Below are 15,673 nucleotides of genomic sequence, written 5' to 3' on the forward strand. Positions count from 1 at the left end.
TTCTTATTTATATAGTGTAAAGTTATCTCCAATAAAGAGTGTTTTCGGTGAATGATAGAAATCTACAAAATTGTTTGCAGATGTTTGTCCTGGGTAAGGTGCGAAATAATGCCCTTCTCTTTCGCGGGCATTTCGCCAGACAAGTACATAAGTGATCGGATATTTATCGATCACCGGCATGAGTGTTTCTGTCCACCATACGGAATCCGGGATTGTCTCGAATCCGGTTTCAGTGACAGCGATTGGTTTTTGATGCGCTTTACCGACTTCTGTAAGAATAGATAGTGATTTTTCCATGGTATTCACATAATCTTGACGATTGAACTGATAAGTGTCAAAACCAATCAAATCAATAATGTCGTCTCCCGGATAACGTTCCAAATATTCGGTAGTATCATTGGGCTCCGATCCGGTAGAATAGGCATAAAGAAGATTGTTTGCCCCTTTTTTCTGCATGTGCTCATAGGTCATTTTCCATAGGGCTTTGTATTCTTCTGCAGAGCAAAGGTTTTGCCCCCACCAGAACCAGCTTCCTGTATGCTCATGCCATGGACGAAAAAGAATCGGAACTTTTACTCCATCTGCCGTAACTACTGAATTTATAAATTCAGCAGCTTTGTCGAGCCAGCCTGTGAATTTCTCATGATAGGCTCCTCCGGGAAGAATTGAAGTAACTACAGTCGTATCACTTGCGTCCCAGGAATCTTTCCCTGTAACCGGATTATCCATGTGCCAACTTAATGAACTCATACCACCTCTATTATATTGTGAAATGATTTCATTTTTTATTCTTTCAAAAGGAACATTATCCAGATTATTGTCATTACCCAGTTCGATGCGTCCCAAATCAAAAGACATGACAGCCGGATAAGCACCACATACACTTTTCACATCACTTCTATCCGCATCTCCATCCCAACCGATACCATAAGAAGTTGCATCGTGATGTCCGAACATATATCCGGTTTCGGGAAGAAGCTTTAATGACTTCAATAAACATTCGGTTTCATGAGTCCGTTTTGGAAGCGCATTTTCTTTTTGGCAAGCAGACATTCCTATCAGAAACAGACCTGCTATGGCAATTAAATTTGTTTTTATCATACTATATATTTAAAGTTCATGATTAATAATCGCAATTCGGTGATTTGTCGGAAGCAAAGATAAAAAGGAGGATACAAATAGCTATTCCCATATGGCTTTTACACCGTCCGGATTTGTCTGATAATACATTTGATACCTTCTTTTGATACATTCAAGAGGAATATTGTTTCTAGTGTTCAAGAAAAGTTATTGTTTCCGATATGTATTCTATTAGTGGAATTAAGTTAGAACCGGGATATATGAGATATGAAGAACCGGATACCAAAGAAATAACTTTGGCATCCGGCAAGATTGAAGATTATTTGTATAATTAGGTTGTTTCATCAACACTATAATTGATATCAATTATTTGAATATCTTTACTACTAATGACTGATTAGGCTCCAACTTCTGTTTCAAAGCTTTCTTTGTATTCCCAATCACTTTGTGTTGGTACAAATCTCTGATCTTATAGATGTTGTCTCTGTTGAATGTAATTTCTTTATCAAATACATTGTCTTTGATGGTTTCCCTTTCCCAGTTAAAAGTGAAATCTGAAAGTTGCTGTGAGCGGTTGAAGAAACAGATGGCCCATTCATTGTTTGCCATAGGCTTTACCCATACTTCAATTGTTCCTTCTTTTTTATATTTGAAACCTTGAATACCTAATGAATCCTGATTAATGGCTATAATTTCTTTATTAGTAAGTATGTCCAATGTTTGAGGTGACATATTACGCAAATCGTTACCCAGCAAAAGAGGTGAATTGAGAATGGTCCATAATGCGAAATGCGTCCGTTCTTCATCCGGCGTCAAGCCACCATTTCCTACTTCGAGCATATCCATGTCATTCCAATGGTCTGGTCCTGCAGCTTTGCGAAGTTCGTCCTGATCGCGCATGTCCAAGATGTTCAGTGCTCCCCATGAGAAATATCCGCCATGGTCGTGTTTACATGAAAAACAGTTGTAGATGTCACCGGTTGTCCGCCAGCTATGACCTACCGATTGTGCCCATTTCCAAGGAGCATCGGTCCCCCATTCACAAATACTCAGAAGAATGGGGCGGCCTGCTGTATAAATGGCATCGCGCATAGTTATATAGGCCTCCTCTGCATTCAGTTTGCCAGTGCTACACCAGTCGTATTTCAGGTAATCGACACCCCATTCAGCATATTTAAGTGCGTCTTGATATTCGTGTCCACGGCTGCCGGGATACCCTGCGCAGGTTTTTGAACCTGCGCAATTGTATAAACCGAATTTCAATCCCTTGGAATGTACGTAGTCTGCAACGACTTTAATGCCATTCGGAAATTTCTTCCGATGAGGAACCAGATTGCCTTGGGCGTCTCGCTCCATTTCCATCCAACCATCATCGAGCAATATATGGTTATAACCGGCATCTCTTAATCCGGTGCTCACCAAAGCATCTGCCATTTCCTTGACCATTTGTTCGTTTATATCTGTCCCAAACTTATTCCAACTGTTCCATCCCATTTGAGGGGTTAAGGCTAACCCCTCAAATTTTTGTGCAAAGACATTCAGAGATGTAAGAAAAAGCAGTAAAAATAAAATGTTTTTTCTCATTATCTTGTATTTTATAATTAATAGATCAAAGCAAGCTATTTAATAATAGCTTTCCAATGTAACTACTTTGGGATTATTATATACGGCTTTTAAATCTTCGGGATCTCCATTTTTGATAGCATCGTGCCATGTCATCCAGTATGACCAATACACTCCTTCTCTTAATGCTTTATCTGGATCCATAATGGCATTCCCACTTTCACTTAAGCCCAGCATTTTTTTACCATTAGTTATCTTGTATACATTCTCGAATCTATCTTTATAAATATCATCTTGACCAACATCATCAGTGATAACGTCACATTTATCATCGCCGGGATACCAATTGACATCACCGCCATTATAAACCCAAAGGAGATTATTCAATTGATGATGGTTTGTGAGTCTGTCGTACATCATATTCCACAATTTTTTATAAACTTCCGGTCCTTTAGCACCCCACCAGAACCAAGTTCCGGAGCCTTCGTGTAAAGGTCTCCACAACACAGGCACACCGGCATCTCTCAATTTTTTCAACTGGTCAGCAATTGCATCAATATCGCCTATGGTTGCATTATACTCCTCTGTTCCTTCTATTACAGCTTGACTTGCATCAAAATCCGTTTCATTTGTATAGAATGTATTCTTGCCAGGTTCTCCTCCCATTGGGGAATGCCAATGCCAAGTGAAGGCAATAATTGGCTTCTGATCGTTATCGTTATACCACGCTATCGCATCTGGTGTACTAGGATTATTCAAATCGGGGCCGAAGGTATGACCGTCGCCTCCCCAGAGGTATGGATAATGTAGGCTATAGGCCTGCATGTCAAATCCTTTGAGTAGAGGTGTATGTCCGGTAATTCGTTTTGCATAACTGAATGAGTCTCCATCTGTGCTACCCGAGATTATTCTCTTTCCGTGCTGTTTAAGCATCCATGTATATAGTGCTCTGGCACCGGCATCGGCATTCGGATTACAAGGAGTATCACTAATATTGAATTCAGGACCCGGATTGTCAATGGCAGGAGCGGTAAACTCGACTGAATATGCTGTTTCATTCATCTTATCTGTCGAAAAGATAGATAGGGTTCTTGTATCTATTTTAAAAACGTTTGTACTTTCCGACTCTACCTCAACTCTTGCTTTTAAATATCTGGCTACAGCATAGGCATTTTCCACCACTTTATTATTCAATGTTATTTTAGTGACGTCATTGATGGTTATGGGTTGATCAAATTCAAATACTATTTCCACAACTCCAGGAGAGACTTGTTCTCCTGCCGTTGGCTTGACAGAGAGTAGTTGCAACGGAGAATACTCGACATTCTTCGAATCGCTTTCGCATGATGTTACTAACAACATACAGAACAATAAATTTGTAATACATTTAAATAATCGATTATTCATATTATATTATTTATTATATAAGTTCAACTTTAGTCAATGTATAAAAAAATCCACGTATGTGTAATCCGCCTTTCCTAATTCGGTCGTATACATCTTGTGTGACTATTAAATCAGCATATCCGTCAGGGTAGACATCAAGCCCCGTCCATTCGAATCCTGGGAAACTTGTGTCTGTATTATCGCGAATATCAATTTGTGGCCAACCGTCCTCTGGGTTCGGAGTAAAATACATACGAATCTTGTGTTCAACAGAAAGATTTTGGAAATAACTTAAATCCAGGAATAGATCATACCATTCTCCATATTTCTGTTCACCTTTCCATATCACATTGGATGGTTCTATCGGATCATCTTGAATAAGCTCCACTTTTGTTAGAATATATTTCCAGCCGCGAATAAGAAGTCCCGGACTTGTACCATTGGGATTAATACAGTCATACACTGCTTGTGTAACAACCAAATCGTAATATCCAACATCGGTGAGTTGCACATCCTGAAAATCTGTGATTTGGGGGTTCCCAAAGGTAAGGTCATTGTCGTCATTACCAGAGCGAAGGTTTATTCCGGAAAGACCTTGTCCCCAATAACCTGTATAGTTTCTCTCGTCGAAATTATAATAAATCCGGATAGTTTGTCCTACAGCAAGGTTAGAAAGATAACTCGGCTCCAACTTAAAGCTAAGAAAACCATCCTCACCTTCTGCTTTGTCAGATTTAAATTCACCTTCCCATATCACATTTGAACTAGGGTCTACCGGAGATCCCTTAATCAGTTCGACCTTTGTTAAGGTATAAAAGGCTCCCCGTACAAGTAGACCGCCTACCATAATGCGATTGTACGCATCTTGGGTGACTTCTAAATCGGCATACCCATCCGGATAAACTACAAGCCCTACAAATTCAAATCCCGGGAAACTTTTATCCGAACTGTCTCGAAGGTCAATTTGCTGCCAATGATCACCTGGGGTCGGAGTAAAATAGAATCGGAGTTTATCACCAACGGAAAGTTTTTGGAAATAGTTCACATCCAAGTTCAATGAGGTATCCCAATCTCCAATTACGAAATTGTCTTCCCATAGGATATTTTCTCCTCCTGTTTCTGAAGGTATCAGCCTTATTTCTTCAGATGTTAAAGTTGTTCCATCTGTTGCAACGAGGATTATTCTATCCATTCCATTTTTTATTCCTGCCGGGACTTTTACTTTGAGATTATCAGATGCTTTGCGAATAAAATCGATAGCGTTGATTACAATTTGTCGATCTTCTGTTTTAGCAGGAAAAATTACCTGTTTGATACATTCCAGATCAACACCCTTAAATGTTAGTTCTTGTCCGGTCTTGACTTCATCTCCCGGGTCCATAGAATTTAACTCCGGTTTGGCTAATCTCATTGCAACCGAGCTCTCAATCGTTTTATCTTCTGAAGCAATTTTTAGGAAACCACCTTCTTCATCTATGCCGCTGGGAATTATTAACTTGATTTGATTGGATGTTACCACTTCAAAATCAGTCACTTCTATATTTCCGGGGAAAAGGATTGAATTTACTTGGTTCAGCCCACTTCCTGTTATTACCATTTCGCCTCCTGCCATTACTACTGTCGGGCTATATGCTTTTAATGCCAGCCCGGCAGCCTGATCCTGTTCTGTCTCATCCTCACAGGCTGTAAAAAAGAACATGTGAATGATGGCAGCAATAATCCAAAGGTATGATATCTTGTTTCTCATATACTTATATTTTTATATCATTAATATTTTCACCAACCTTCATTTTGATACAATTTGGTATTTTTCTTGATTTCAGAATAAGGAATCGGAAATTTATTATATTTTTCATCCCACTGACGAGAAAATGCTTTACGGGTTAAAATGATATTTCCGTTACCCTGTTTTACCAGTTCGGCACCTTCTATTGTTTTGAAGTAGGTTTTTCCCTTTTTCCATCGGCGTACGTCCCAGAAACGCTGATCTTCGAAAGCAAATTCGATTAATCGTTCCCGTTCGTAGCGTACTAGAAAATCTGTGGGATTGCCAGTAAAATGAGGCATCATAACATCAGAACGGTCACGTACCACATTGATTGCTTCATTGGCTGACATTCCATAATCTCCTTTTGAATCAGCATCACCGGTAATATGATATATACATTCTGCATAGTTCAGATAAAACTCGGCAAGACGCATAACAATCCATGCATGTCTGAAACTGCTGTTTACATTGGGTGTTAAATCAGTATTCCCGTCCACATACTTTTTCAGATAGTATCCGGTACGTGTGGCATTGTACTTTGGTGAACCGTTAAAACCACCCTCATATGTCTGTATTGGCATCTGCTGATTGCTGTTTAAAGGCCAAAGATCTCCGTTTTTCACGATTGTCATTCCAAAACGCGGATCCAAACCGTTATAAGGAGCGCCACTGGTCAAATCGATTGTTCCGGGATGCATCTCTCCGAAAGTCCTTCCTGCATAAGGTCCTGACTGATACTCATATTGGTCGACCAGTGTTTGTGTTGGACAATTCCCGCTTTGGCCTCCTTCGATACCTATGGGATAGTTTTGTTTTTCAAAAGTATTATCTTCTGTTTTTGCTACTGCGAAAATGATTTCTTTATTCACAAAACTATTATTTCCCCATAAAGAAGCATACGTATCTAATGCAATTCCCCATTCCGCACATCTGTCAATCACTTCTTTATTGGCCTTAGCAGCTGCCTCCCATTTATTCCTGTCGTTGTTGGGATTAAAAAGTGGGCTAGCAGCATATAGTAGCGTACGGGCCTTCAGAGCCAGTACGAAAGGACGATTGGTACGTCCCAACTGTTGACTCATCTCGTTTTGATAATTGATGGGTAAGTACTCTGCTATGGCATCGCACTCATCGACTATAAACTTTATAACTTTGTCTGCCGGGGTCCGCTCTACATTATTAGCTTCTGATATGGTCAGTGTCGAGAGTACTAAAGGTACATCACCATACGCTCTGACCAGCTCAAAATAATAATAGGCCCTGAGTGCTCTGACTTCATAAGGGAACAGTTCAAAACGAGCTTTCAACTCCGGATAGTTTGTTCCTTCGCTTACACTGTAGATGTAATCTTCCAATGATATCTTGTCCAGTTTCTCTAGGAAGTTGTTGGCCTCGTGAATGGCGGTATAATTGTTTTTCCAGTATTCTGGCAACGGATTGTTGGGTGTCCATCCACCATTATAAAATCTATGTACATCTGAACCTGATAACGCATAATCGGCTTCATCGGTAGCGCACGCTCTAAAAGCTCCATCATAATTGTTCTCAAATTCGTTCAGAAATTGTGCATAAATATCATTGACCAACTTTTCGATTCCATAAATCGGGCTGTCATATACCCAATCTTCATCGTTCGTTACCACCTCACTGTAATTGAGGTCCACACATCCGTTCAGTATGAGTGATGCTGCGACTATCAAATATGTAGCTATTCTTTTCATAATATTCGTTATTCTATTGATTTAAAAATTAACGAGGAATCCGATGCTTACCCCCTTCATAGTAGGATAATTTGTATTTATAAGTTCGGGGTCCATCACATCCATATTGGAGAAAGTCAATAAGTTTTCTCCTTTGACATAGATCCTTGCATCGGAAACTGATATTTTTTTCAACCAGTTTTCAGGAAGTAAGTAATAGACTTCTACATTCCGTAACTTCAACCAATTGATATTACTATACCACACGCTATTTGCTCTGTAGTTATTGGGATTGTCTAGAGATGTGAGTCTCGGATAAAGTGCATTAGCATTGTCACTGCCGGGACGCCAGGCATTTTCCAAATAATGCGTTGAAAGATTATTGTTATTTCTCACACAATCCCAAACTCCTGTTGTGCCTAAGTATTGAGTCAAACCGGAGATGCCTTGAAATAGAACATTGAACCCTACACGTTTGTATTGAGTACCAATCGTAAATGAGTAATTCGTTTCCGGTACACTGCTTCCATAACCAAAATAGACTTCATCACTCTCGTTGATTACTCCGTCCTTATTTTGATCCTTATATTTGATATCACCCGGTCGTACTTGACCAAACTGTTGTACAGAACTTTTGGCAATGTCTTGTTCGTCCTTAAAGAAACCGATAGCTTCGAGTCCTTGAGCTTGACTAACACGTTGCCCGATGCGTGATTGGTAATCTTCCGACGGGTTTTCTATATAATCTACAATTTCATTGGTTCCCCATGTGAAGGCAGCACCGGCACGGAGCAGAAAATCTTTATTGAATTGCTTTACATAATTCAGTCCGAGTTCCACTCCATAGCTATCTACCTTTCCTTTGGCAGCATAGGAGTTAGGACGCCCTACCACCCAAGAGTTGAGGTCATTGGCACTTAGCATGATGTTACTGCGGCGATTGTAATACACGTCTGCCGTTACATCCAGACTTTTAAACAAACGCAGATCGACTCCTATGTCATACTTATAAGCCGTTTCGAGGGAAAAGCTGCTGAGCGGATAGTATGAAAGATAGGTCCCCCAAAAGCTGCCGTCGTAGCTAGGTTTAAATACTACATTTCCGTGGCCGCCACCATAATTTTCAAGCCAAATGCCTTCGATGGGAACATAATCGGTATGTTGGATACCAAATGATCCTCTCACTTTACCATAGTTAAGCACAGGACTGTCTTCTTTTTTGGCAAAGATATATGCCAATGACATCGTTGGAGAGAATGCCCACTTTTCGGGATAAGAACGGTTAGAACCATTGGCTGCCAATACTATATCTGCCACTAATTTTTGTCTCCATGCATAGTTCAAATAGCCCATGATATTGGCCCGATAGAACGTATTGTATTGGCCCATGCCGATTTCTGATTCCGTATTATAAATGATGGAGGTTGCTAGAGAATGGTCGCCAAACGCTTTCTGGTAATCTAGCGATAAAGCAAAATGGGAAGAACGCCATTGGTTGTTCAATCCTTTGCTATAAGTTAAACTATTTACCTTATCTCCATAAAGAACCTCTTTGGATTTATTCTTGTCACCTGTGTCGCCTGTATATTCTACATATCCATATTGAAAGCTTTTGCTATGACTTTCGTTAATACGCGAATAATTATCATATCCAATTCGGGCAGAGGCGCTCAAACCGTCTAATAAAAAATTAAGATTTTGTGTCAGACGAGCATCGGCATATAAAGCTCGTTGATGGGTTTTCCCTCGACCGGTATCTTGTATGCGTGCCACAGGGTTGGCATCTCCATAGTTCTGATTACCTCCCCACACTCCATTGGGCGTTTTTACAGGGAAAGCGCTTGCTGGAAGCCGATAGAGTTGATAGAAAATATCGTTTCCGCTGCTCGATGCAGGTCCGTTGGTTTCGATAAAATTGGCAAGTACATTCACTGCCATATTTGTAGTTGGAGTAACAGCGAAATCCAGATTGACACGAATATTAGCTTTGGAATAGCGCAATTGGGAATCGAAATCACTCTGATTGGTTCCTTTAAGCATACCTCTGCTTCCTGTATAATCAAGCATGGTGAAATACTTCACTTTGTCACTGCCTCCGTGGATAGCAACATTCACTTGATCTTCTGAACCTACATCTTTTAGAACTTCATTCTTCCAATCGACATTCGGATAATAATAAGGGTCACTACCAAACTTGAACAGCTCCAATTCGAGTTCAGAATAGGTTGGAGCCAATCCGTCATTCACCCGCGCTTCGTTTGTAGCCTTTGCATACGTTTCGGCATTCACAAAATCGGCAATCTTCGGAGAGAAAGTGAACTTGTGGTTATATGACACATCTACATTCAGTTTTCCTTCCTTTCCCCGTTTGGTCTTTACCAATAAGGCTCCGTTTACACCTTTGTAACCGAGCAGTGCCACGGCTGCTGCATCTTTAAGTACCGTAACGGACTCCACCTCGTCCACTGTCAAACGGTCGATGGGGCGTTTAATTCCATCTACTAAGATTAATATCCCATTTTCCGAAGTGGTTTGCTCTCCTCGTATATTAAACCATGCTCCATAATTATCATCACCGGAGAAACCACCGGTTTTTAATGCCGTTAGTCCTAACAAACGTCCGTACAGCGCATCCGGGAGATTAATTGCTGATGTTTGTTTCAGTTCTTCTGAGGTAATTATGGTTGCGGCAGCTGATGAGACAGACAGTTTTTGTTCCACACCGAATCCCAAATCTACCTTAATACTGTCTTTATCTTGCAGCTTATTCTGTGCGTTTGCTGTCAAGGCAGATGCCAATACGCCAGCCAAACAGATTCTCGATATATATTTATTCATAATGCTATTGAATTAAAAAGGGTATTACCATCCAGGATTTTGTGAAAGCCCATAGTCCTTATTTATCTCTTGTCTATTTATCGGAGAGAGATACCATTTATTATCCCAGTTTCCACTCCACCAAACTCTTGCAAAAGTGGAGATTGCAGTGGTTTCATAAATGAACTTGGGCCATACGCCATTCATTTGGCTGAAAGGAATCTCTGTTTTCTCTCCGGTTTGGGCATCTTTTGCATAAATAGTCATGCGATGAAGTGGAGAACAAAATACATCTTGTTTTTTATACCGGATCAGATCAAGTAACCGGCTATTTTCAAGAGCAAGTTCGCAGGCACGTTCACGCAAGATTTCATTTACCAATACATTTTTGTCGCTGAGATTAAGATCTGTGTTTACACTCAAAGAAGGTAAACCAACTCGTGCACGTACTTTATCTACTTCTTTGATTGCGTCGCCTGAACGTCCTGCCTGAGCCAATGCTTCAGCATAGATAAGATGCATATCTGCCATACGCAGATAAGGCCATGAATAACGTTCGTCACCCATATGGCTATAATCCAATACCCATTTGAATTGTCCGAATCCGTGTGCATTATATCCACTTGTAAACCACCAGTTTCCCGAAATCAGATTACCGCCTTGCCAACAATCAATATCCTTGTTCTGATAAGTATTATAGAAATTGTTGATATTCCGTTGCGGAACAAGCATGCTTTCATAGAGACGTGGGTCACGATTAGCAAATATGTCAAGGTTTTCAAGGTTCTGCGTATTGTATACACGCTGGCCATCAAAATTTTTACCGTTTGCCCAGGGGAACATATTAAACCATTCCACTGTCGGAGCATGAGCTCCATAGTGTGATACATTTCCCGGCACATTAGCTCCCCATTCCAACAGGTATTCGCCATCACTGTAGCCATTCCCTTCACCTCTAACTTCAATTATCTTTTCTGTTGTTCCTCGCGAAAAATAAGCTGAACGATAAGCACGGCGGTAATCACCTTCTGAATTTCCGGCAGGCTGCACAAGAGCATAAGGAGTACCTGCCTTTTGGTTTTCCTTGAAGAAATCTTCGCAAGCCTCAACACATTTAGTCCAAAGACTTTCATCTTTATGCCCCAACCATATACGAAGCAATGGGTCTACATTGTCTCCAAAACCTGCGGGAAACACTGGAGGGGTATCGTATTGCCGATACGGCTCTGTATCATTAAACAAAGGACTAGCTATAAAGAGCCATAGTTTGGCTCGTAAAGCATAAGCGCCACCTTTGCTAAGACGTCCGCCTTCATTCAAATAGTCGCCGATAGCAAATGAAAGCTCGGATTCGTTGATGACCTGTAAAAGGAGATTGTCAACGAATGTAGCTGTTTGCTCAATGGTAGCACGTCCCGGTACAAATTCTCCTTCACCTACTATTCCGCTTACGTACCCCCCTTTGAATTGTTCTCCGATTTCATAGGCATGATCTACCAAAGGAAGTCCTCCAAAGTGGCATATTCCATCGAAATAACGGGTGGCAATTATTAATTTAGCTTCGGCTTTAAGGCGAGCCTTTTCTTTGCTATCCATATCGGGAACACGGTCTATATTCTCAATAAATATCCAACTTTTACGTATTGCCTCCCAAATTCCAAAGCGATCGTTATTACCAATAAATGCCATTTTATCAACAGAATAACTGCCGTTTCCGGCTTCTGAGTGCATGCCTGCATAATAAGGATTGATTACGCCACCCCATCCCAGGAAGGAGTGAACTACATCGCTAAGTGCTTCCGGCATTACAGCGTTATAAATAGTACGTCCGGATAATCCGTTATAGATATGTTTGTAGCTATCCCAAAGAAACATCCGTGCATACTCGGCTTTCGAGAAAATGGTATCTAAGGTAACGTCCACTCCCGGCTGTTTATCTAGAAAGGAGTCGCCCACAGCAAAATCGTCAACACAACTTACGAAGGTTGGTATAAGCATGCTTAGCACCAAAGACCAAACTGCTAATTTTGATTTTATATATTTCATCGTCATACAATTTAAAAGTTAACATTTAATCCGAAATTGAAAATACGTGTCAGAGGATATTTAATTTTATCGGATGGACTTTCAGGGTCATTGGCCTTGAACTTGGAGAATGTAAGCAGGTTATACCCCGAGAAATAGACACGGAGGTTGGATACCTGCGGAATGCCCGGTATTTTCTTGAAAGTATATCCTAACTCTACATTTTTCAATCGTGCGTAGGAAGCGTCAGCATAATATACACTGGAATTGACAGAGTTGTTTTCTTTACTGATAAAGGACAGGCGAGGGAGGGTTGCTGTTTGGGCCGTTTCCTGTGTCCAACTGTTATCGGCAACCCATTGTAACATATTTGATCTGCTCATTGCGCCAAACTGTTGTCTGTAAACACCTTGTAGATTACGGGTTACATGGGTTGCACCTGTCCATAGCATAGAAAAGTCGAATCCTTTATACTGTAAATTAATATTTGCAGCAAAGTTGTATTCGGGAATGTCACTATAATACATGGCACAAACATCATTTTCATCGACTACACCGTCATTGGTAATATCCACATATACACAATCTCCGGGCTTTAGAGATACCATTTGCTCAGGCATAGCTGTGCCGTAGGCTTGTTGATATCTGCTTTCTGTATTTCCGGGATCATAGAATTCAAAGAACGTGTAGCCAGTTCGTTGACCTACAGGGTGCCCTTTTCCTGATAAATGTTGGTACTGTGGGCGTACTTCTCCATTTTCAATTACTTCATTCCGGGCGTATGTGATACTCGGGTTTATCGTAAACCGGAAATCGTTTCCAATTTTGCTTGACCATGAAAGCCCTATCTCATATCCTTTGTTTTTCACACGTCCCTCATTTACAGAACTGGATTTTTGCGAGGTAATACCCGGTAGTTTAGCGGCGTTGTCAATTAATATGTCTTTTCTGTCTTCAAAGAAAACGTCAATATTGGCACTGAGTTTATCGTTGAAGAATTTCATGTCGACACCAAAATTCCATTTAGTGGCGGTTTCCCAAGTAATGAACGGGTTACCTGCTGTCTCTTCGTATGCATTACCGAGCCATGTGCCTAAGCCAAAGTTATATCCGTTGCCATGATTAATTTTATAGGTACCCGATAAATAAAGGAAACGCATATCATTCATATTGTCGTTGCCGACTTGTCCAACAGATGTGCGCAGTTTAAAATAAGAGATTACTTTTTCTAAAGGTTTCCAGAAATTTTCGGACGATGCGATCCACCCCAACGATACCGAAGGAAATAATCCATAGCGATATCCGGGAGCAAAATTTTCAGAGCCATTGTAACCGATGTTAAAATCTGCCAGATACTTGGTTTTATAATTATAGGTTACTCGTCCTACCAAGCCTACATATCCATGAGGTATATCTATATAACTTGGTATTTTTTTGTCTTGTGGTTCCGGATAATAGTACTTGCTTTGATTATATAGTAAAAGTGCTGTGAAGTCGTGATTACCGAATTTACGGGCATAGTTTAAACTGGCTTCTGCATACCAGTTGCGATTGAACCAATACGATTCTTCATATCCTAGGTTCCACACATCACCACTTTTTCGCAAGGCTATAGTCCCATCGTCTAACAAGAGCGGTTCATAAGTTACCCCAGATCCAGTGCGTCTTTTTTGCTGTGTATAATCGGAGTTGTAGGAACCTTTCACCTTAAAGTCGAGGCCGGGAGTAATAAAATCAAGTTTGAGCTTATATATAAGGTCTAAGTTCAACACATTGGTTGTTTTGCGATTATATCCCTGACCGTAAAAAGCAGATAGTCCATCATTATCATAATCTCCGACATAGCTTTTATTCGCCGTAATATGACGCCCTTGGTCGTCAATACCATATCCGGCGAACGGTACAGCATTGAGTAAACTGCCAAAAACACTTTCTTCTCCTGCTGCCAGTTCGTATCGATCTTCTATACGACCGCCGACATTGATGGATAATTCGTTTCTTTTATTCAAGGTAAGATCTATATTGGCACGATAGTTGTACCTTTTGTATTTGAAGTTTGAATTTTTATCTTGAGAAAAGGAACGGAACAATCCATCTTGTGACAACATACCTACTGATACAAAATAACGGGCCGTTTTATTACCTCCTGATACAGAAACATTGTATTGTTGTTGGGGGGCAGAATCTTTCATTACATAATCGAGCCAATCAACACTGGGATACAGGAGAGGCTGGTCTCCGTCTTTGAAATGTCGGATAGCTTTTTCAGAAAAGCGCAGTTGGTCGGGAGAAGTCCCATCTCCTAATTGAGCATTGTTATATAAACTCGCCCAGGTATGGGAATCAACCATATCTAAAAAACTTGAAACCTGTTGAATCCCGTAAGAACCGGAAAAACTGATCTTTGTTTTGCCTATCTCACCACGTTTGGTTGTGATAAGTATCACACCGTTGGCTCCGCGTACTCCAAATACTGCTGTAGCCGAAGCATCCTTTAAGATAGAGATGTCTTCTACTTCATTGGCGTCTATTTGGTTAAAGGAGCGTTCTACTCCATCAACTAACACTAACGGGTTGGAATTGTTGAGCGAACCAACTCCACGAATTTGTATAACCGGGTCGTCTCCTCCCGGCATACCTGAATATTGTACGGATGATACACCTGACAATTTACCTGATAAAGCATTTCCCAAGGAAGCTGTGGGTGACTTTAAGAGTTCTTCTCCTCCCACGTTGCTTACAGCACCTGTTATGGTGATTTTTTTCTGTGCACCATAAGCTACAACAACGACTTCATCTAGTGTCTGTGCGTCGGATTCGAGCGTTACATCGCGATGACTCTTTCCTGCAACAGGTATTTCCTTTGTTTTATAGCCGACATAGGAAAATACCAAGGTGGCATTGGCAGGTGCTTTGATTGAATACTTACCATCAAAATCTGTAATTGTTCCGCTTTTTGTTTCTTTGATTTGCACCGAAACCCCAATCATCGTTTCGCCCGCATCATCAACAACGGTTCCGCGTACAGTAATGGTTGATTGTGCTGAAATGATTTGAGGTATTACAAGGCATATTGCAAGTAACCCCCACAATTTCAATCCATTCTGTTTTTTCATTGTGTAATTAAATTAAAGTTAATAATAAAGATATAAATTCTTATGATAGATTCGCAAAGAATCTTATGCAAAAATGAACATAATTTAATATAGTACATTCCTAAAATGAATCATAGATATAGCTCAAATGCGACAAAATACAAAAGGGACGGTTATTAAATACAATTGGGTAGTTGTGGGTGATCGCCCGTTCTGACTCGTAAGACATCGTTCTTGCA

The 15,673-nt window shown here is 40.5% G+C and carries 8 protein-coding genes; all 8 read right to left on the reverse strand.

Annotation, left to right across the window (positions count from 1 at the left end):
* Window positions 1-3 precede the first annotated feature (3 nt).
* Entirely contained in the window at window positions 4-1,101 is a 1,098-nt protein-coding gene (locus tag DXB58_RS02475; protein WP_122135798.1) for a glycoside hydrolase family 26 protein, read from the reverse strand.
* Between the two features lie 345 nt (window positions 1,102-1,446).
* A complete protein-coding gene (locus DXB58_RS02480; protein WP_122135799.1) occupies window positions 1,447-2,664 on the reverse strand; it encodes a glycoside hydrolase family 27 protein in 1,218 nt (405 codons plus the stop codon).
* A 39-nt stretch (window positions 2,665-2,703) separates the two neighbouring features.
* Window positions 2,704-4,005 carry a glycosyl hydrolase gene (locus tag DXB58_RS02485; RefSeq protein WP_158571544.1) on the reverse strand — a complete coding sequence of 434 codons (1,302 nt, stop codon included), beginning with the start codon at window positions 4,003-4,005 and terminating at the stop codon, window positions 2,704-2,706.
* Window positions 4,006-4,063: 58 nt separating this feature from the next.
* On the reverse strand, window positions 4,064-5,776 hold the full coding sequence (locus DXB58_RS02490; RefSeq protein ID WP_122135801.1) for a hypothetical protein: 1,713 nt from the start codon (window positions 5,774-5,776) through the stop codon (window positions 4,064-4,066).
* A gap of 29 nt (window positions 5,777-5,805) precedes the next feature.
* Window positions 5,806-7,518, reverse strand: a complete 1,713-nt coding sequence (locus DXB58_RS02495; protein ID WP_117937003.1) for a RagB/SusD family nutrient uptake outer membrane protein — start codon at window positions 7,516-7,518, stop codon at window positions 5,806-5,808.
* Between the two features lie 21 nt (window positions 7,519-7,539).
* The gene (locus tag DXB58_RS02500; protein ID WP_122135802.1) at window positions 7,540-10,335 is read right to left on the reverse strand and encodes a SusC/RagA family TonB-linked outer membrane protein; all 2,796 of its coding nucleotides are present in this window, start codon (window positions 10,333-10,335) and stop codon (window positions 7,540-7,542) included.
* Window positions 10,336-10,359: 24 nt separating this feature from the next.
* The gene (locus DXB58_RS02505; RefSeq protein WP_158571545.1) at window positions 10,360-12,360 is read right to left on the reverse strand and encodes a RagB/SusD family nutrient uptake outer membrane protein; all 2,001 of its coding nucleotides are present in this window, start codon (window positions 12,358-12,360) and stop codon (window positions 10,360-10,362) included.
* A gap of 11 nt (window positions 12,361-12,371) precedes the next feature.
* Window positions 12,372-15,455, reverse strand: coding sequence for a TonB-dependent receptor (locus tag DXB58_RS02510; RefSeq protein ID WP_122135804.1), 3,084 nt, complete (start codon window positions 15,453-15,455; stop codon window positions 12,372-12,374).
* Window positions 15,456-15,673 lie beyond the last annotated feature (218 nt).

Origin of the sequence: Bacteroides sp. OM05-10AA, from assembly GCF_003439055.1 — a bacterium.
GTDB classification, from domain to species: domain Bacteria; phylum Bacteroidota; class Bacteroidia; order Bacteroidales; family Bacteroidaceae; genus Bacteroides; species Bacteroides intestinigallinarum.

What these genes read in the sequence shown, in the direction of transcription:
- DXB58_RS02475 (WP_122135798.1), bottom strand. Translation starts at nt 1,101, where the DNA reads ATGATAAAAACAAATTTAATTGCCATAGCAGGTCTGTTTCTGATAGGA.
- DXB58_RS02480 (WP_122135799.1), bottom strand. Translation starts at nt 2,664, where the DNA reads ATGAGAAAAAACATTTTATTTTTACTGCTTTTTCTTACATCTCTGAAT.
- DXB58_RS02485 (WP_158571544.1), bottom strand. Translation starts at nt 4,005, where the DNA reads ATGTTGTTAGTAACATCATGCGAAAGCGATTCGAAGAATGTCGAGTAT.
- DXB58_RS02490 (WP_122135801.1), bottom strand. Translation starts at nt 5,776, where the DNA reads ATGAGAAACAAGATATCATACCTTTGGATTATTGCTGCCATCATTCAC.
- DXB58_RS02495 (WP_117937003.1), bottom strand. Translation starts at nt 7,518, where the DNA reads ATGAAAAGAATAGCTACATATTTGATAGTCGCAGCATCACTCATACTG.
- DXB58_RS02500 (WP_122135802.1), bottom strand. Translation starts at nt 10,335, where the DNA reads ATGAATAAATATATATCGAGAATCTGTTTGGCTGGCGTATTGGCATCT.
- DXB58_RS02505 (WP_158571545.1), bottom strand. Translation starts at nt 12,360, where the DNA reads ATGAAATATATAAAATCAAAATTAGCAGTTTGGTCTTTGGTGCTAAGC.
- DXB58_RS02510 (WP_122135804.1), bottom strand. Translation starts at nt 15,455, where the DNA reads ATGAAAAAACAGAATGGATTGAAATTGTGGGGGTTACTTGCAATATGC.